The sequence below is a fragment of the Gemmatimonadota bacterium genome, assembly GCA_041390105.1.
Lineage (GTDB): Bacteria > Gemmatimonadota > Gemmatimonadetes > Longimicrobiales > Gaopeijiaceae > JAGQIF01.
In genome coordinates this window covers 978,519-996,117 of the sequence record JAWKQO010000001.1, presented here as the reverse complement: position 1 = coordinate 996,117, position 17,599 = coordinate 978,519, and the positions used below count along the sequence as shown (strand labels likewise).

Annotated in this window: 13 protein-coding genes and 1 tRNA gene; 8 read left to right on the top strand and 6 right to left on the bottom strand. The window is 67.2% G+C overall.

Translation table 11 applies throughout. The features are described 5' to 3' along the window. Positions 1-3: 3 nt before the first annotated feature. The 3 genes from R3E10_04470 to R3E10_04460 all read right to left on the bottom strand — a co-directional run bounded on the left by R3E10_04470 (position 4) and on the right by R3E10_04460 (position 4,732). The gene (locus R3E10_04470; protein MEZ4414986.1) at positions 4-471 is read right to left on the bottom strand and encodes a hypothetical protein; all 468 of its coding nucleotides are present in this window, start codon (positions 469-471) and stop codon (positions 4-6) included. A gap of 121 nt (positions 472-592) precedes the next feature. After that, a complete protein-coding gene (locus R3E10_04465; protein MEZ4414985.1) occupies positions 593-3,376 on the bottom strand; it encodes a M14 family zinc carboxypeptidase in 2,784 nt (927 codons plus the stop codon). A gap of 117 nt (positions 3,377-3,493) precedes the next feature. Continuing rightward, positions 3,494-4,732, bottom strand: a complete 1,239-nt coding sequence (locus tag R3E10_04460) for a cyclic nucleotide-binding domain-containing protein (GenBank protein MEZ4414984.1) — start codon at positions 4,730-4,732, stop codon at positions 3,494-3,496. Between the two features lie 488 nt (positions 4,733-5,220). On the opposite strand from R3E10_04460, the gene R3E10_04455 reads away from it, so the two are divergent. The 6 genes from R3E10_04455 to pgm all read left to right on the top strand — a co-directional run bounded on the left by R3E10_04455 (position 5,221) and on the right by pgm (position 11,665). Further along, positions 5,221-6,531, top strand: a complete 1,311-nt coding sequence (locus R3E10_04455; protein ID MEZ4414983.1) for a DUF222 domain-containing protein — start codon at positions 5,221-5,223, stop codon at positions 6,529-6,531. A gap of 222 nt (positions 6,532-6,753) precedes the next feature. Next, a complete protein-coding gene (locus R3E10_04450) occupies positions 6,754-8,400 on the top strand; it encodes a caspase family protein (GenBank protein ID MEZ4414982.1) in 1,647 nt (548 codons plus the stop codon). A gap of 91 nt (positions 8,401-8,491) precedes the next feature. Continuing rightward, positions 8,492-8,968 (top strand): nuclear transport factor 2 family protein, encoded by a 477-nt coding sequence (locus R3E10_04445; protein ID MEZ4414981.1) that lies wholly within the window; start codon positions 8,492-8,494, stop codon positions 8,966-8,968. A 77-nt stretch (positions 8,969-9,045) separates the two neighbouring features. Beyond that, a tRNA-Val gene (locus tag R3E10_04440) sits at positions 9,046-9,120 on the top strand. Positions 9,121-9,336: 216 nt separating this feature from the next. After that, positions 9,337-9,804 carry a hypothetical protein gene (locus tag R3E10_04435; GenBank protein MEZ4414980.1) on the top strand — a complete coding sequence of 156 codons (468 nt, stop codon included), beginning with the start codon at positions 9,337-9,339 and terminating at the stop codon, positions 9,802-9,804. Positions 9,805-10,003: 199 nt separating this feature from the next. Then, complete coding sequence (gene pgm, locus R3E10_04430) at positions 10,004-11,665, top strand: phosphoglucomutase (alpha-D-glucose-1,6-bisphosphate-dependent) (protein ID MEZ4414979.1); 1,662 nt, start codon at positions 10,004-10,006, stop codon at positions 11,663-11,665. An 11-nt stretch (positions 11,666-11,676) separates the two neighbouring features. Here the strand turns inward: pgm and R3E10_04425 are convergent, their stop codons facing one another. The 3 genes from R3E10_04425 to R3E10_04415 form a co-directional block, all read right to left on the bottom strand. Beyond that, positions 11,677-13,011: a M56 family metallopeptidase gene (locus tag R3E10_04425; GenBank protein MEZ4414978.1), complete on the bottom strand. Its 1,335-nt coding sequence runs from the start codon at positions 13,009-13,011 to the stop codon at positions 11,677-11,679. Beyond that, positions 13,008-13,415, bottom strand: coding sequence for a BlaI/MecI/CopY family transcriptional regulator (locus tag R3E10_04420; protein ID MEZ4414977.1), 408 nt, complete (start codon positions 13,413-13,415; stop codon positions 13,008-13,010). The genes R3E10_04425 and R3E10_04420 overlap by 4 nt, the downstream gene beginning before the upstream one ends. A gap of 112 nt (positions 13,416-13,527) precedes the next feature. Next, a complete protein-coding gene (locus R3E10_04415) occupies positions 13,528-13,989 on the bottom strand; it encodes a tRNA (cytidine(34)-2'-O)-methyltransferase (GenBank protein MEZ4414976.1) in 462 nt (153 codons plus the stop codon). Positions 13,990-14,244: 255 nt separating this feature from the next. Between R3E10_04415 and R3E10_04410 the strand changes: the two genes are divergently transcribed. Then, entirely contained in the window at positions 14,245-14,991 is a 747-nt protein-coding gene (locus R3E10_04410; protein ID MEZ4414975.1) for an SDR family oxidoreductase, read from the top strand. Positions 14,992-15,136: 145 nt separating this feature from the next. Further along, positions 15,137-17,503, top strand: coding sequence for a hypothetical protein (locus R3E10_04405; GenBank protein ID MEZ4414974.1), 2,367 nt, complete (start codon positions 15,137-15,139; stop codon positions 17,501-17,503). The last annotated feature ends 96 nt before the right edge of the window (positions 17,504-17,599 follow it).

Genomic DNA, 17,599 nt, shown 5'->3' with positions numbered 1-17,599 from the left:
TCCTCAGCGCGCCGTTCGGCTGCGATGGACATGCAAGGGCAGCTTCTCGGACCACCCCAGCGCCAAGGCCAGGCGGACCGCCCGTCGTCGCACCTGCGCCCAGCCCGGTCGGGTAAGGACATCGGAACGGAAGCAGGTGAGGTCCGCGGCGGTCAACCCGGCCACGGACTCACGCAACTCCTGAAGGAGGCGCGCCTGCCCCGCCGCGAGCCGACCCGTCCAGAGGCCCTCGAATGCCGTCGCCGCAGTCGAGAATCGGGTGACCAGTCCACAGGTGACGCAGCTGTTCTCGAAGAGTTGGGCTTGTTCCTGAGGTTGGAGGGCCAGAGCCTCGACCGCGAGTCGAAAGTCCCGATCGATGGCGAGAGACCTCCGGGTGGCGGCGGCGGGGGCCGCGGCGCTGTCCGCGGCCTGCGCAGGCCCGAGGAGGACCAGCTTAGGCTTGGAATAGGAATGCTCGTTGGGGGGCATCTCGAGCGAGTCCGCGTGTTCGGGGGTGGACCGGCCCTGGACCAGCACCAGGCAAGAGACCGTGCGACCGGCCTCGGGGCAAGGCGGGTGTCCCGCGGCGTGCCCGAGGCCGGCCCCGGGCCTAGGGGTGGGCCGCGCCGGTTCCGGCGGCCGCGTCCTCGGTCACCGGATGCTTCGCCCGTCGCTCCAGGTCGTTGTAGTTCAACAGGGCATTGAAGAGCATGTTGAACTCGCCGTGGTTCTGCCAGCGGTACACCGGGTTGGTGGCGTACATGAGGAGCCGGCCGGAACCGGCCGGAACCGACACGATGGCGGGGCGGTTGCGGATCTGATCGGGCCCACGCATCAAGCCGCTGAGCACGGCATCCTTCCCCCCCACGAACTTCATGAGCATCACGTCGTCCTGCTCGTCGTCGGGTACCTGAAGGAGGGGACCGTTGGTGTACTTGATCGGCAGCGTGCTCTCGGTATAGCCGTAGAAGATCGGGTTCTCGGGTTGGGTGACCTGCGCCTCCACGATGGGGCGCGGTGCGTAGAAGTTGCCGCCGGGCCGCGAGCTGTTGATGTCTCGCACGAGACCCATGTCCGTCGGGAACGTGGTGGCGTTGCCCAGCGTCATGAGCACTCCGCCTTCGCTCAGGAAGCGTTCGAACTCCAGGACGCCTTCCAGTCCCATCCCTCCCGTGATGTCGTCAGACGATCCGTACATTCCCAGACTCTTGAACTCGGGCGTCTGGGTGTAGGCGACGGGTCGGTCGCGGGGCTCGAGGCCTTGCACGAAGCTCTTCCCGTCCCGGCCTTGGGAAGGCATGACGATCACGTCGTAGTCACGCTTGAGGTGGCCCTGCCGGACCCGCTCCTTGTAGATGAGGTCGTAGGGGATCTGGAACTGATCGAAGGAATAGCGCACCCAACCGACGTCCTGGGTGCTGCTCCAGGTGCTGTACATCGCGATACGCGGAAGGTCCAACTCATGCGTGGCGACATCGGGCGCGGAGGACAGCCCGACGGCCGTGAGTCCCAGTTCCTCGATGGCCGCGCGAATGCGCTCGTCCGCGCCCGCCGCCGGGATGAGGAAGGAGCCCGCGGGAAGCTCGACGCCTTCCGCCGCGAACGCTTCGTCCAGCGCCTGCACACCCAGGTCGGCCAGCCGGTAGCGCAGCGTGATCATATTCGTGGAGCCCAGATGAGGCACTGCGTACAGGGCCGGGGAGCGCCGCCCCGTGATGGATCCGGCGAGCCTCACCGCATCGACGGGCGCCGTCTGGACCTCCAGGATGGCCTGGTCGTCGACGGCCACCACCTCGGTCTGGAGCATCAAGCCCATGGTCCAGCCACTGTCGTCGTAGGTCTGGAGGCTCTCGTCCGGGTAGTTGTCCTGACGCTGCAGGAGCAGGTTGGCCAGACGCCCGTAGGGCTGGTTGCGCTTGATCACGTAGGAGCTGGCCGGATAGGTGGTCTCCCCGATCTGGAAGGCCCGCCGAGCCTGACCCACCTCGATGCCCTGGGTGCGGAGCAGGTTCACGAGCAGCGCCACGCGTGTCATGTCCCGTTGCCCGGCCGGCAGGACGAAGCCGTGCGGCGTCTTGTTCTCGCCGTCCTCGATCGAGTGCAACGTCTTCAGATAGAAGTTCTCCAGCACCACCTTGGGGAACTGCGAGGTGAGCTGCAGCCCCAGGAGGACTCCGGTCTGCATGTAGTTGGTGTTGTTGCGCATGGACCAGACGACCTTCTCATAGGGCGGGAGCGGGCGATACCACTCCCGGGTCACCTGACGACCGCCCCCTCCCGAGAGATCGCGCTCCATGGTGGTGGCGCCCCCGTTGCCGAAGGTCTCGTACATGCGCATGAGACCGTTGTGGTTGTAGGACATGGCGCCCAGGTACCCGGGCGACCAGGCGTCCATGAACCCGTGGGTCCACACGCCCGGCATCCCGTACTTGATCATCTGCGCCATCTCGTAGTTGGCGTACCAGGGCAGCTCGCCGAACAGGATGGGGTCGAACGCCGGGTTCTGTGGATCCTGTCCGCTGTAGTTGTACATGAAGGGGATCGACTCATGCAGCTCGTGCATGATGGGCGGGTGCCACTCCAGGTACCAATCGAGCAGAGTGCGCATGGTCACCTGCGAGTAGTTGATGTCGCGGTTGTTGTCATGCAGCACGTACTTGCCCCAGTAGGGCGGGCCCGACATGCGGTCGTCCTCGTTGTCGATGTCGACGAGGTAGCGGTAGTACCAATCCACGTAGCGGTCGCGTCCGTCCGGATCCGCCACCGGCGTGAACGAAGTGATCACGTTGTCGCGGATGCCCTGGATCAGCGGTGAGGTTTCGGTGGCCAGGCGGTAGGCCAGCTCCATCTCCATCTCGGGTGGGCCGGTCTCGCCGCTGTGCAGTCCCCCCATCACATGGTAGATCGGCTTGGCCTCGGCGATGACGGCCTTGGCCTCCTCGGCGGACAGCCCCCTCGGATCGGCGAGGTGGGCCAGCGCCTCCCGGTAGCGGTCCAGGTTGGCCATCGTCTGCTCCGAGCTGACGAACACCACCACGGTCTCCCGGCCCTCGTCGGTGGTCCCCGTCGAGATCACCTTGACACGCGGCGAAGCGGCTTCCAGGGCGCGGTAGTAGCGCAGAATATCCGCATAGTAGGTGAGCTTCTTGGGAGCGCCGATGTGATAGCCCAAGACGTCTTTGGGGGAGGGCACGCCCTCGACCGTGGGCAAGTGGTCCACCAGCGGGCTCATGAACTCGGGCTGCGTGGTCCATTCGGCGATCGCGCGCGCGAAGTCGGCATCCTGGGCCTGGCCCGGGTCACGGGTCTCCAGGACCGACTGCTGAGCGAGGGAAGGGCCAGCCGAGACCAGCACGCAGGCCAAGGCGCTGAGGAACCGTCGAAGGGGAGCCATGGCTCACCGCTCCTTGTCGGATGGGGAATCGATGCTCGGACGGTAGGGAGAGGCCTGCGGCTGGGGCAAGCGGGGCGCGGGTGGGGGGGGGCGGCCGTGCACCTCGCAGTCCGGGCCCTATCCCTCCAGGTGGGGACGGCTTCGTGCGATCTCTTCGATACGCTCCGCGAAGTCTGGATAGCGCTCCAGTGTGCGGAGGAAGGCGTCCCGGTCCAACGCGTAGAGGTCGCAGTATCCGAGCGCACGCACGGTCGCCGTCCGCGGTTGGGAGCGGAGTAGCGCGAGCTCGCCGAAGAAGTCGCCATCGGTGAGGGTGCCCACCCGCGTCCCATCGGGCGCGAGCACCTCGACCGCACCACCGCTGATGAAGTAGATGTCCCGCCCCTCTTCCCCCGCGCGAACGATCGTGTCGCCCGGGGTGAAGACGAGAGGTCTCAGGCGCATGCACAGGTCGAGGATGAGCTCCTTGGAGGCTCCCTCGAGAAACGAGAGCTTCTCGATCAGGTCCCCCTTGAGCACCAGGGAAAGCTCCTGGCGGAGGGTGGGGGGCAGATCTTCGAGGAGCGACGCCTCGTCGTACCCCATCCGGTGCTCCCAGAGGTACCGGTAGTAGTCGAAGATGTGCCGCTGCACGTGCAGAGGGACGCGCCGGTAGCGCAGGAAGCCCGATAGGCGATCGAGCGTGGCCACGTATTGGGCGCGAGCCATGTCCACGCGCGTGAGCAGCGTGGCCACGTTCCCGATCACGAATCCGTAGACCCCGACGCCCAGGAGCATCACGCTCATCGCGTAGAGCCGCTGCGGCGCGGTCGCCGGCGTTACGTCTCCGTACCCGACCGTGGTCAGGGTGGTCACGGTCCAGTAGAGGGCTTCGAGATAGCTCGCTCGGGCGAGGCCGCCAGGACCCCTGCCACCGAGTGCCATCCAGGCGCACGCGAGCCAGTGGGCGAGCACCAGGAGGATGAGCACGAAGCCGCCGAGGCGGAGCAGGGCAGGGTTGGCGCGCAGCCGGTGACCGATCCCACCGAAGAGCGGGAAGGCCCGGAGCAGCTTCACCAGCCGCAGGAGCCCGGCTTCGGGGCGGTGGAGGAGCGGCGCCAGAGGAAGGGCGGCCAGCGCGTCCACCGTGGCCCATGCAGGTCCTGTCGGCGCTCCCGAACTCCGGCGTGCGCGGACCCGCAGAACGAAGTCGACCCCGAACACGACCGTCACGAAGACTTCGGCGATCGGAGGCAGGCCGCGGTCCCCGCCGGAGAGCAAACGGATGGGAAGGGTGATCGCCAGCAGCGCGGCGGTCGACGCCACCAGCACCTCCCAGACGAGCCGGAGCGTGCGGTGCGGCCGCGGCTCACTCATCGGCATCCTGTTGCTCGCTGGCACCCTGCTCGCATGCTACCCCATGGTAGCCCACCTCCGACGGCTCGAGAAGACGCGCAGCCAGGCACCTGAACCCGGGGGCGCCCCGGTGGGGCGATGGCGACAAGCTAGGATGCCCGACCGGAGCCGTCGAGAAACCGGACCTGCCACACCCGGTGATCGCGATCGCAGCGCGATCGTGGCTGCTCCTCGTCTCCTGCGGGGCCGGTCCATCAACGACGTCCCATCCTGCTATGGACGACTTTGCGGCACGCGTGCCTACCGGCATCCGAGATCGTGGGTTCGGGCGTTACTGACGCTCTGCTCGAGGCTCTGTGCGCGGCCGCTCGGTCCCGCTGACCCCTCCGCGGCCTGCGGCGTCACACTCGTGGCTCCAGGCGCCCTCAGTGAGGCCGAAAAACCCGCCCTTACCTTTCGTGCACGCGCCACGAACGCGCTCGATTCGCCCTCCGAAAGGCAGCCGTTTCATGGGTTTCGCTCCCGCCTCTGCTATGGTTCCCGCGTCCATCGCAGGACCCGACGCCCCTCGCCGCTCTCCGTTCGACCTTCCGAACGAAGAACTCGACGAACTGGAAGCGCTGAGTGACGAGATTGCCTCGCTTGCGGCCCAGATCGCCTCCGCCACCCACCGACAACTGACCTTGATCGCGGAGTTCGATCGCCGGCGCGGGTGGGAGCTGTCTGGTCATGTCACGTGCGCGCACTGGTTGGCGTGGCGCACGGGAATCGACCTGGGCGCGGCGCGGGAGAAGGTGCGTGCGGCCCGGGCACTCACGTCGCTTCCGGAGATCCGCGGCGCCATGGCGCGCGGCGAGCTCTCATTCTCCAAGGTACGGGCCCTCACGCGAGTGGCCGATTCGAACAGCGAGTCCGAACTGCTGGAGGTGGCTCTCAGTTCCACAGCTCATCAGTTGGAGCGCGTCGTGCGTGGATGGAAGCGTCACAGCCGGCTGGACGAGCGGGAGCTTGAGCGCCTGAGGCACCAGAGACGGACACTGTCGGTCTTCCCGGACGACGATGGGATGTATGTGGTGAAAGGACGACTGGACCCGGAAGTGGGTGCCCTGCTGATGCGGGCGCTGGATGCAGCCAGCGATGCCCTGTTCTGGAAGGGGCCGGGTCTGGCCGGGTACGGCGAAGCGATCACACCCGAGCAGCGGCGGGCAGACGCCGTCGGGCTGCTGGCCGAGCGGGCGCTCGCGGCGGGGCTCGACCAGGAGGGCGGTGGACCGGAGGCGCCGGTGAGCGGTACGCGGGCGGAGCGGTACCAGGTAGTGCTGCATGTGGAGGCCGAGACGCTCGACGGCGACTCCGAGCCCGAGATGTCAGAGCTGGATGACGGGACTCGCGTTTCCGCGGCAACGTCACGGCGGCTGGCCTGCGATGCGGGGGTTGTGCGTGTCACGAGAGACGCGGACGGGCGAGTGCTCGACGTCGGACGAAGGACGCGCTCGATTCCGCCGGCGATCCGTAGGGCGTTGGAGGTAAGAGACCGAGGCTGCCGATTCCCGGGCTGTGGCCGGCGGTTCACCGATGCTCACCACGTGCGGCATTGGGCGGACGGAGGCGGCACGCGCCTCTCCAACCTGATCCTGACCTGCCGTGTGCATCACCGACTGCTGCACGAGGGGGGCTATGGGGTCGAGCTGAAGCCGGACGGTGGGGCGACCTTCTTCGATCCGACCGGACGGCTGCTACCCGACGCGCCGCCGCTCAAACGAGCGACGCAGGTGGAGGCTGAACAGGTGAAGAGGCGACTTCGGATCGGGCCTGGTTGAGGGAGAACCGAGCATCACGCGCAGGGGGAGGACCTTCGCAATTGGGGCGCTGGGTCGCGGAATCCATACCAGGATTTGTGGCGGAAGTCGCTTGCGGACCCTCCTCCCCCGCCGGATGTTGCGCCCCATGTCCGATGAGCCCGCCTCCCGCCTGAACGCCGCCCTACGACCTCCTGGCCCTTTCCCCGCACGACGTTCTGATTCCCTGACGCGGAGGCCGCAATGGGAATGGTGAGACAAGCACCCCCTCCAAGGGAGCCAAACAACCTCCACCTGATCACGGTCGCCATCGATCGCACTGGATTGCCCTTCATTGGCGAGCTGAACGCCTGCAAGGATGACGCGCGTCGGATCGCCTGGAAGATCGAGAAGGACGTTCCGATCAGAGGTGCCCTCCATGCCTACCTGCACGACGACGAGGAGGCCACTCTCGATCGGATCACCCAGAGCTTCGAGAAGGTCGTCGCACAGGCGCGACCGGATGACGTGTTGGTGATCTTCCTGGCAGGATACGCGGTGCTGAAGGAGGGATTCAGGCTCCTGACCCACCCTGGGGATCAGACGTGGGCGGATGTCTCCGAGGCCTCGGAACACGCCTTGTCCCTGGAGAAGCTTCACAGCTGGACCTCGCAGATCGAATGCCAGAAGCAGTTGTTCATTCTCGACCTCTGCTCGGAGGAGGGGATGCAGGACGTCCTGATCTCCGCGTTGTCGAGTCAAGACCCTCAGCTCACGGCCCTGACCCGTCGCAACCGCGTGATCATCTCCTCGGAAGGTGTAGCCTATGAAACCGCGGAAGGCGGTGTCTTGACCCAGATTCTGACGGGAATCGACGCCAGTCTTCTCGATCTGTTCGACCCCCATCAGAGAAAGCGGGTCGAGTTCGAGATCCTGCAACGACAACAGGACTTCCCGGTTCTCCAGAACCCGTGGTTCTATTCCCGCATCTTCTATGAGAAGGACTATGCGGACCTCGCCGCCCGGATCCGGGCGGTCGACACCCGCGGTACCACGATCCCGGACCAGACGCAAACTCCAACAGCGAACGTAGGGCCCGAGGACTGTGCGCTGGTCGTTGCCATCGACGAGTTCGATGCGCCCGGCTGGGACAGCTTGAGGAACCCGATCGCGGATGGAACAAGGGTCGAGGAGCTGCTGAGGAAGGAGTACGGCTATGACACACGGTTCTTGCCGAACGCCACCTACGATGACCTGCAAGGCGCTCTCATCGACTACACCGAGGTGCGCGAGAGAAAGAATCTGATCGTGTTCATTGCGGGCCATGGACACTTCGACAGCGTGATCCACGACGACGGGTTCATTGTACTGAAAGACTCCAAGAGCCTACGAGACGACAGAGGTTTGAGGTCCTATTTCCAGTTCGTCGCCTTGCAGAAGATTCTGGACAATCTGGATTTCAAACACGTTCTACTGATCCTGGACGTGTGCTTTGGTGGCAAGTTCGGATACAACGCTCGCACCGGCTACACCTTGACGCGGGAACAGAAGGAGCAGCTGGACCGGCTGGCGATGACCGAGAAATACAGAAGCAGCTACGCATCGGTGGACACGCAATACTTCCTCGACCGCCAGCTCATGTGTGGCTCGCGCTACTTCATCGCCTCGGGGATCGGGAGCGTCAAAGATGGGGAACAGGCGCATTCGCCCTTTGCCCGCAATGTCCTGGAGGCATTGGAGACCCGAGGGAACAAGAATGTCCAACAGGACGACCTGCTCACCTTCGACGAGTTGAAGATGCACTGCGCCAAGGGCGTGAACATGCCGGTCCATGGACACTTCGGTTCACACCAGGGCGGTGACTTCGTGCTGATCCCGCGTGCGGTCAAGGAAACGCTTCGTCGCGGGTAGCTATCCGTGGGTACGGCTGCTGAAAGGGCCGTCAGCCCGCGCCGGGCACAGCGCTTGCTCGCTCCTGCGAGGGCGCTACGACGGGAGAGGCATGAGGGAAGCGATTCGGGGGGTACTCGTGATGGTGGGTATGGGCGGCTTGGCGGCCTGCGCCAGCGCGCCCTCCCGCGCCCCACAACGGGGAGTGATCCCGGCGCACGTCGTGATCGAAGCGTACGCGGCAGCCTTCAATCGCCATGACCCCGAGGCTATGCGGGAGTGGCTGGCCGAGGACGTGATCTGGTTCCAGCTGGAGAACGATGGGTTGACCGAGGTGGCCCGCGGCCGCGACGAGATCGTGGGCATGGCGGTCCAAGCGTTCGGTGACCTGGACGATCTCCGCATGGAGGTGATTCCGGGGGCAAAGGTCCACGAGTTCGTTCACGCGGTAGAGATGGATTCGTGGGGCGCCGGAGCCGATCGAGTCACCGCGACCCAGCTGGTGACCTATCAGATTCTGGGCGGGCGCATCGCGCGGATCTGGTTTTTTCCGTCGAGTGTCCTGCCGCCTGAGCTTCCTCGGAGCTGAGGAGAGCGCATGGTGACCCGCCCAGCGGCCAGTCGGGCTACCGACCGACCCGCTCCCCGGCTACGTTCACTACCGACGGGCGCTTAGCTCAGCTGGTCCAGAGCACCTGCCTTACAAGCAGGGGGTCGGGGGTTCAAATCCCTCAGCGCCCATCCATGCAGAGTGGTCTGAACAGCGGTCTGGCTGGGGTTCGAGCCGAGGCCGCTGAGCGGCCGACGCGGCGGAGCGGAGCGACGCCCATCCAGTAGCGCCCATCGAAGCGAAGTGATTGCCGTGACGGGGTTTGTCGCCTGCGCACGATCGGGGCCGTTCTCCAGCGATCTTGCCGGGACTCCTGTTCGGATCCACTTGCCAGGGCGGACCGGACCTTGCCGCGCACACTCCTCGCCGTGACCCTCCTCCTCTCCGCATGCAGCTTCGGCGGGCCTGCGGATGTGGAGGTCGATCCGGCGGTCGAGGCGGTCCGCGACGAGGCCGGCGCCTGGGTGGGTGACTACTTTGGGAGCGGGGCGGGGCTGGTGGACGGCCAGCCCTTCGAGAACAAGGACGCGCGTCTGCGCATCGCCTTCGACGCGGACAGCGTGCGTCTCCCCACCTGCCCCTCGTGCGTGACCATCACCCTCGACGCGGTCTTCGCGCTGGTCAACGTGCGCGTTGCCGACCCGGTGGAGCTGACCCTGGCGTATGACCGGGGAGCGGTGCGCCACACGCTGGTGGTGCGTCGTTTCAGCGGCGGCGGGGAGGTGGGCAACGTGGTGTTGGCTCGGGCCACCATCGGCACCATCGGCGTCTCCACCCCCTTCTTCGACGTCTCCTATTTGCTGGAGCGGCCGTAGGGGTCCCCCTCCGCCGCCGCTGGTGCGAGCCGAGGCCGCGGCGCGCGACGCGCCGGAGTACAGTGATACCCACCCGGTAGCCCTACCCTGGGGCCGCCGCCTCCGAAGCAGTAGGATTCGAGGCGCCGTCCCAACCGCCGCCTCCGAAGCAGTAGGATTCGAGGCGCCGTCCCAACCGCCGCCTCCGCCCCCGACCGCCATGTCGCATGACCCCCTCGCAGGCCAGCCCGTCCCCCTGGACCGCCTGCCCGACATTCCCCGCCTGGTCTCCAGCTACTACGTGGAGAGGCCCGACCCCGCCGACCGGAGGGAGCGGGTCACGTTCGGCACCTCGGGCCATCGCGGCAGCTCGCTCAAGCGTTCGTTCAACGAGGCGCACATCCTGGCGGTCGCCCAGGCGGTGGCGGAGTACCGCGCGGGCGCGGGGATCGTGGGGCCGCTGTTCCTGGGCATGGACACGCACGCGCTCTCCGAGCCGGCGATGGTGACTGCGCTGGAGGTGCTCGCCGCCAACGGCGTGGACGTGGTCATCCAGTCGGGCCGCGGATACACGCCGACGCCCGTGATCTCGCACGCCATCCTGACCCACAACGCCAAGCACCGAGATGATCGGGCCGATGGAGTGGTGATCACGCCCTCGCACAATCCTCCCGACGACGGCGGCTTCAAGTACAACCCGCCGAGCGGCGGCCCCGCGGACACGGACATCACTTCCGTGATCGAAAAGCGCGCCAATGAGCTGTTGGAGGGCGGGCTGCAGGACGTGCGTCGCTGGACGCTCAGGCGAGCACTCGCATCCGATCGGGTGCATGAGCACGACTACGTGACGCCGTACGTGGCAGACCTTGCCCACGTGGTGGATCTGGAGGCCGTCGCCGCCGTCGGACTTCGCATCGGAGCCGATCCGATGGGCGGGGCGGGGCTCGCCTTCTGGGATCCCATCGCGGAGCGCTACGGGCTGGACATCGAGGTCGTGAACCGCAGGATCGATCCCACGTTCTCCTTCATGCGGCTCGACTGGGACGGCAAGATCCGGATGGACTGCTCGTCCCCGTTCGCGATGGCCGGGTTGGTGGCGCTCAAGGACGACTACGCAATCGCCTTCGGCAACGACACCGATTTCGACCGTCACGGCATCGTCACGCCCGCGGGCGGGCTGATGAACCCCAACCACTACCTGGCGGTGGCCATCGACTACCTGTTCCGTCACCGACCGGGGTGGCGAGCGGACGCGGCCATCGGCAAGACCCTGGTCTCGAGCTCGATGATCGACCGTGTGGCTCGCGATCTGGGGCGCCCGTTGGTCGAGGTACCGGTGGGTTTCAAGTGGTTCGTGGACGGCCTGCTCGACGGCAGCGTGGCGTTCGGTGGCGAGGAGAGCGCGGGCGCGTCGTTCGTACGCAGCGACGGCCGGGCCTGGAGCACGGACAAGGACGGGATCATCCTGGACCTGCTGGCCGCCGAGATCACCGCGCGCACCGGCAAGGATCCGAGCGAGCACTACCAGGCGCTGGAAGCCCGCTTCGGAAGCCCGGTCTACGAGCGCACCGACGCGGTCGCCTCACCCGAGGCCAAGGCCGTGCTGAAGGCCCTCTCGCCCGAGCAGGTCACGGCCAAGGAGCTGGCGGGGGAGCCCATCGTGGCCACGCTCACCCGCGCTCCCAGGAACGGCGCTCCGCTGGGCGGCCTCAAAGTAGTGACCGAGAACGGGTGGTTCGCCGCGCGCCCTTCGGGCACCGAGGACGTATACAAGATCTATGCGGAGAGCTTCTTGGGGCGCGAGCATCTTGCGCGCATCCAAGAAGAGGCGGCCGGGATCGTCGCCGCGGCGTTGGCGGACGCGGGAGTGGCGCGCGGCTGATTCTGCGCACCTCAGCGCGACGAGCGCCCCAGCCGGATCTCCGTCTCTCGTTCCATCTTCAGCGTCTCGTAGGTCTCCAGCCGCTGCAGGTACATCTGGTTCAGCAGCTGGTACTCCTCGTAGACGTGAGGGGCCACCCGCTGGTTGCTGCGCTCGAGTTCATCGATCCGACCTGCCGCGCCCTCCACGCGCTCGCGGAGGTAGGCCATCTGGACGTCGAGTCGCTCGAGGGCCGCTTCGCGAGTCTCGTCGGCCATGGGGCCCAAGCGCGAGGTGATCTCCTCGGCGGCGTCGCGGGCTTCGTCGCTGACACTAGACCGCAGGCCCGGGATCCCGGAGCAGGCGGACAGGACCACGAGGCCGAGGCAGGCCACTGCGCCTGCCGCGCTGCTGAGTGGGCGCAGATGTCGGGATTCGGGTTTGTTCGCGAAGCGTCTCATGGTCTCCAACCGGTGTGTGAGATTCGAGTGCCGGGCAGCGAGCCCCGGGGCGGGAAGGGGAAGGGCGCTCCCTGCGCCCAGCTCGTAGAGCAGCCGCGCATAGGGCCCGGGAGGTGCGATGCCGCGGGCGACCAGCTCCGCATCGCACGAGCTTTCCCGATGACGATCCACCGCCTTGGCGAGTGCGGGAACCAGCGGATGGGCCACGCCTAGCGATGCGATCAGGCCCTCGATGACAGCCCAGGCGGCGTCGCCGCGACGGACGTGGATGAGCTCGTGCGCTACGGCCATGCGCAGGCGCTCCGGCTGCTGCGCCAGTGTGGCGCAGACGACGATCCTCGGGCGCCGCCATCCGAAGGTCATGGGGATCGTTCCGGGCGGTCCCTCCAGCAAATCGACCCGTTGCTCGACGCCAAGCTCGGAACGCCCCCACTCCAGGATGGCGATTGCCCCTGGGTCGGTGACCGGCACGGCGAGGCGACCGAGCCTACGCAGCAGGTTCAGACGTCCCAGGAACCGCCATCCAGCACGCAGCGCCAGGAGTGCCACCCACACCGTTGCGGCGCCCAGGATCAAAGCGAACACGTCGACCGTCGCGGGGGGCGCCGCGTCGGGAAGGAGGGCCGGCGGTGTCAGCGCGACGGACGGCGTCGAGCGCGGCGTCCCCCACGTTGGCAGCAGCTGCGGGGTGGGCATGAGCCGCGCGAGTTGCGGCCCCAGCCCGACGGTGAGCGGCAGCGCCAGCAACATCCCCTGCCGCAAACGGTAGGCGAGCAGGGGCTGGAGGGTGCGGTGCGGACCGAGCAGCAGGAGGGCAATTCCGGTTCCTGCGGTCCACACCGCCAACGGGCCCCAGAACCAACCCACGCTGATGCGCCCCAGGTGCTCGAGCGGGTCGAGTGTCATCCTTGCCCTCCCTGTCGATCCAACTCCGCGAGGAGCTCGACGATCGCTGTTCGTTCGTCGGCAGTGAGTTGCTCGTCCTCGACCAGCGACTGCACCAGAGCGGTGGGGGAGCCCTGGAAGACCTTCTCCAGCACGTCTCGCAGGAGCTCACCCCGGACGGTGTCGGGTGAACGGGCCGCGGAGTAGACGTAGGAGGGACCGTCGGGCTCGTATTGAAGGAAGCCCTTCTCGGCGAGCTTCTTCATCACGGTCATGACCGTGGTGTAGGCCACGGACCGTTCCTCCAGGATGCGCGCGTGCACGTCCGCGACCGTGGCGTGGCCCAGCGCCCAGACGTGCTGCAGAACCTCCATCTCGGTCTCGCCGAGGGGAGTCAGGGACCGCCGGCGCGCGGGTCGGGGCATGGGCTCTCCAGTGCGTACTATTCATGTAATACTATCATAATAGTATGACGGCCGCCAGCTGGGGGCAAGGGCCCCGCGGGGACAAGTCAGGCGGGCCGGCGTCCAGGGGCCCTCACCGCCGCTGACGGAGCAACTCGTACAGGGCCAGGGCTACGCTGGTGGAGAGGTTGAGCGAGCGGACGAGCGGAGAGGCCATGGGGATGGTCAGGAGGCGGTCGCTGTAGCGTGCGAGCAGATCTCCGGGCAAGCCGGCGGTCTCGCGGCCGAACACCAGGACCACGTTCTCGGGCTCGCGCAGCGGTGCGTCCCAATAGGAGCGGGCCGCCTTGGTCGAGAAGAACCAGGGGGTGCCGAGGGACGGCAGGGCACGCTCGAACGCCTCCCAATCGGGCCACACCTGCAGGTCCACATGGGGCCAGTAGTCGAGGCCCGCACGTTTGAGCTGGCGCTCCGCCAGCGAGAAGCCGAGGGGCTCGATCAGGTGCAGGGTCGCGCCCACCGCCAGGCAGGTCCGCGCGGCGTTCCCCGTGTTCCAGTGGATCTCCGGGTGAACCAGGACGACATGGATGGCCATGGCTCAAGACCTCGTGCAGGCCCCGGGGAAGGGGCCCCTGGGGGCGTCGAGTGGGTCGAGACAACCTCGCCCCCGAGTCTCTTCGCGCAAGCGTCGGAGATGGTCTTGCGCAAGCGTCGGACATGGGCCAGTTCCCCGGGGGTTCGCGTCGGAGGTCATCGTGCGTGCAGCGCTCCAGGACCCGCGGAAAGGGAACCCCCGCCCTCCGCTGAGTACCACATCCGCCTTGGCACCCACACCCCAGGAGGCAGCAGCGTGGAGCAACGCGTGATCGTCGTTACCGGTGCGAGCGGGGGCATCGGCGCGGCTGCCACCGAAGCGCTGGCCGCCCGCGGCCACAGCGTTCTGGCCGTTGCCCGACGTGCGGATCCGCTGCAGCACGTCGCGGATCGCTCGCAAGGGACCGTCGTCCCTTTCGTCGCGGACATGACGGTACGCTCCGAGGTGCGGCGCGCCGTCGAGGCCACACTGGAGCGGTTCGGCCGCGTCGATGTCTGGATCAACAACGTGGGTCGGGGCATCTTCCGCATGCCTTCCGAGCTGACGGACGACGACATCGACGAGATCATGCGGATCAACGTCATGACGGCGCTCTACGGCATGCAGGAGGTGCTGCCCCATTTCAAGGAACGCGGACAGGGGCACATCATCAACATCTCCTCGCTGCTGGGGCGCATCCCCTTGGCGCCCTTCCGTTCTGCGTACTGTGCCGCCAAGCACTTCCTGAACGCGCTGAGCACCACGTTCCAAGCGGAGTTGGCCGAGGCCTACCCGCACATCCACGTCTCTCTGGTCTCGCCCGGCGTCGTACGCACCGATTTCGGGGCGAACGCGATGCACGGCGGACCCAGCTCCTGGGAGTTGCCCAACTCGCAGAGTGCCGAGGAGGTCGCCGCGGTGATCGCGGACGTCGTGGAATCCGGTCGACGTGACGTGTACACGCGCGCGGGCATGCAGGAGCGGATCGCGAGCTATTACGCGTCCTTGGGAGAGGATCCCTAGGGCGGCCGCGCCGAGAAGCGGCGGCGCCCGGCCATCGTGCACCGGCTTTGGCCTCCGGTGTCCAACTTCCCCCCTCGACCGTCGCCGTGTCGGGTGTCGCGCGGACGGGTGAGCCGCGCGTGCCACCACTCGACGGGGAGGGACGATGCCCCGGCTCGGCGTGTACCTGTGTTCAATCTCGGCGCTGGTGCTCAGCGCCTGTCATGACTCTCCGACGGAAGCCCCTTCCGAGAGGCTGGGCCCGCCCGCTCTGACCGCGGCGGGGACAGCGATTCCAGCGAGCGCCTGCACCCGCTCCTGGGCCTCCGGGATCGGGGGCCTCTGGGTCGACTCCACGCGCTGGTCGCCGGCGGGCGTTCCCGCGGCCGGAGACGTGGTGTGCATCGACGCCCCCGGCACCTACACGGTCAACTTGTCGTTCTCCACCGACGTGAAGAGCATTCGGATCGGAGGGGCGGGGGCCACGGTGACCCTGGAATGGTATCCCCTGCTGGCGAGCACGTTCGCGGTCTCCGACACGCTCGAAGTCGCTGCCGGCAGCCGCTTCGACATCCCGTCCGTGGGCGGGCACGTCATCGGCGGATTTCCCGGGCCGACCCTGATCAACGATGGGCGCATCACGGTCTCCAACCCCTGCGCCTGCGGCGGACAGCTGGCACTCTTTCAATTGGCTCGCATCCGCAACGGCGGCACTCTGGACCTGACGGCCCCGGTCAAGTTCGAGCTCGAGAGCAACGGACGCGTGGTCAACGACGGCGTCATCGTCGGGCGCACCGGTCAGACTTCGAACATCGAGTTCCGGCCCCGGCCCTTGGCCACCGGCGTCAGCTGGCACCAACGCGCAGGCGAAATCACCGGGGACGCCGTGATGCAGGCTTGGTTCGACTTCGTATGGACGGGGGGCGTGCTCGACTTCACGGGGGGGATGCCCCTGGCCGTGTGGACCGGCGACCTGACCATCCGGGAGCCCGCACTTGAAGGCACCCTCTACCTGTTCCCCGGCGGAGGCGGTCCCAGCACCACCAGGGTGACCGGGATCATCGGCGAGGACGTCACCCTGCGAGCCTTTGGCGACAGCGATCACGACTATGTCTTCGACCGTCTGACGGCGGGTCCGTTCATCATCGACGGCACGTTGATGGTGGCCTCCACCGCGGTGGATTCCGTCGCGTTGTCGTTCCCCGGTCTGCTCAACCGCGGGGAGCTGCGCCTGACCACGGGGGGCGCGACCATTTCGTCGGACAGTATTGTGAACCGAGGGGAGATGCGACTGTCGGGCGGGGGCACTCTGAGTGTCGACGGCCCCGGAGTGGTACAGCTCAAGAACAAGGGCTTCATCGATGCCAACGGCGCCAGTCTGCGGATGACCCTCAATACCATCTTCCAAGCGAACTCGCTCAGCACCATGGTGGGCGTGTTGGAGTTGGACCACGCCGTCCTGTTCGGACCGGGATCGGTCGGGGACGTGATCGGGAGCGGCGCGCGCATCGAGCCCGGGAACGGAGTGGGCACGCTCACCATGGCGTCCGCGGACCTGGACAACACGACGACCGTGGCCCTCGAGGTCGGCGGGCCGGACGCCGGCGACTACGATCAACTGGTCGTCACGGGGTCCTTCCGCGCCACGGGCAATTTGACTCTGTCCGGCGCGTCGCCCTACGAGGGCGGAGAATGCGGACAGGTGCTGGACGTGATCACCGACGACGGCACCGCCGGTCCCACGTTCTCCATGCTGGGCGGGTACCTGGTGGACAACAACCACGCCTGGCGTCTGCATCAGGCACCCGGACGGACGCGCGTGGTCGCCTACGATTTCAGTGCCGACGTTGCCGTAGGCCCACCCACGCTCACGCTCGCCGAGGGCGGAGCCACCAAGAGCTACAGCGTGTGCCTGGGCGCCACCCCGCCCAGCGCGGACGTCACGGTGACACCGAGCTCGGCGTTGGGTGAAGTGGTCACCGACGGTGCCAAGACCTTCACTGTGGCGGACTGGGCGTTGCCGCTCGCCTACCTGACCAGTGCCGTGGACGATGCCGTGGCCGAAGGGCTGCACAGCGACACCATTCGCCACGCCGTGACCAGTGCGGATCCGGCGTACTCGGGCGCGGCAGCGCAGTCCGTGGTGGTCCAGATCGCCGACAACGACGTCGATGCGGATCTGGAGCTCACACAGGTGAGTCAGCAGGACAACCGGTTCGTGGGAGACACCATGAACAGCGTGTTCCGGGTCACCAACCTGGGTCCGTCGTCCTCGAGCGGGTCCACGGTGACGACCACGCCGCTCCAAGGGCTGGCGTTCCTGTCGGCCTCAGGCGCTTCGTGCACCGTGGACGGAGCAGGCGTGGTGACCTGCACTCTCGGTCCCGTCGCTGCGGGCGCGCCGCTCGAGTTCACCCTCACCTTCGAGGGGACTGTGGTGGGACTGCATTCGCAGACCCTCACGGTGGCGGGCCTGGAGAACGACCCGAACGGCGCCAACGATGCGGTGATCTATACCCAGCGGGTGAACTGATGCGTGGGTGAGTGCGGGCGGGGGGGAGGGGCAGGCGGCCGGTCCCGGCGTGCCGGGGCACCGCGTGCGTCTCCCCTCCGCCCCGCTCCTCCGTTA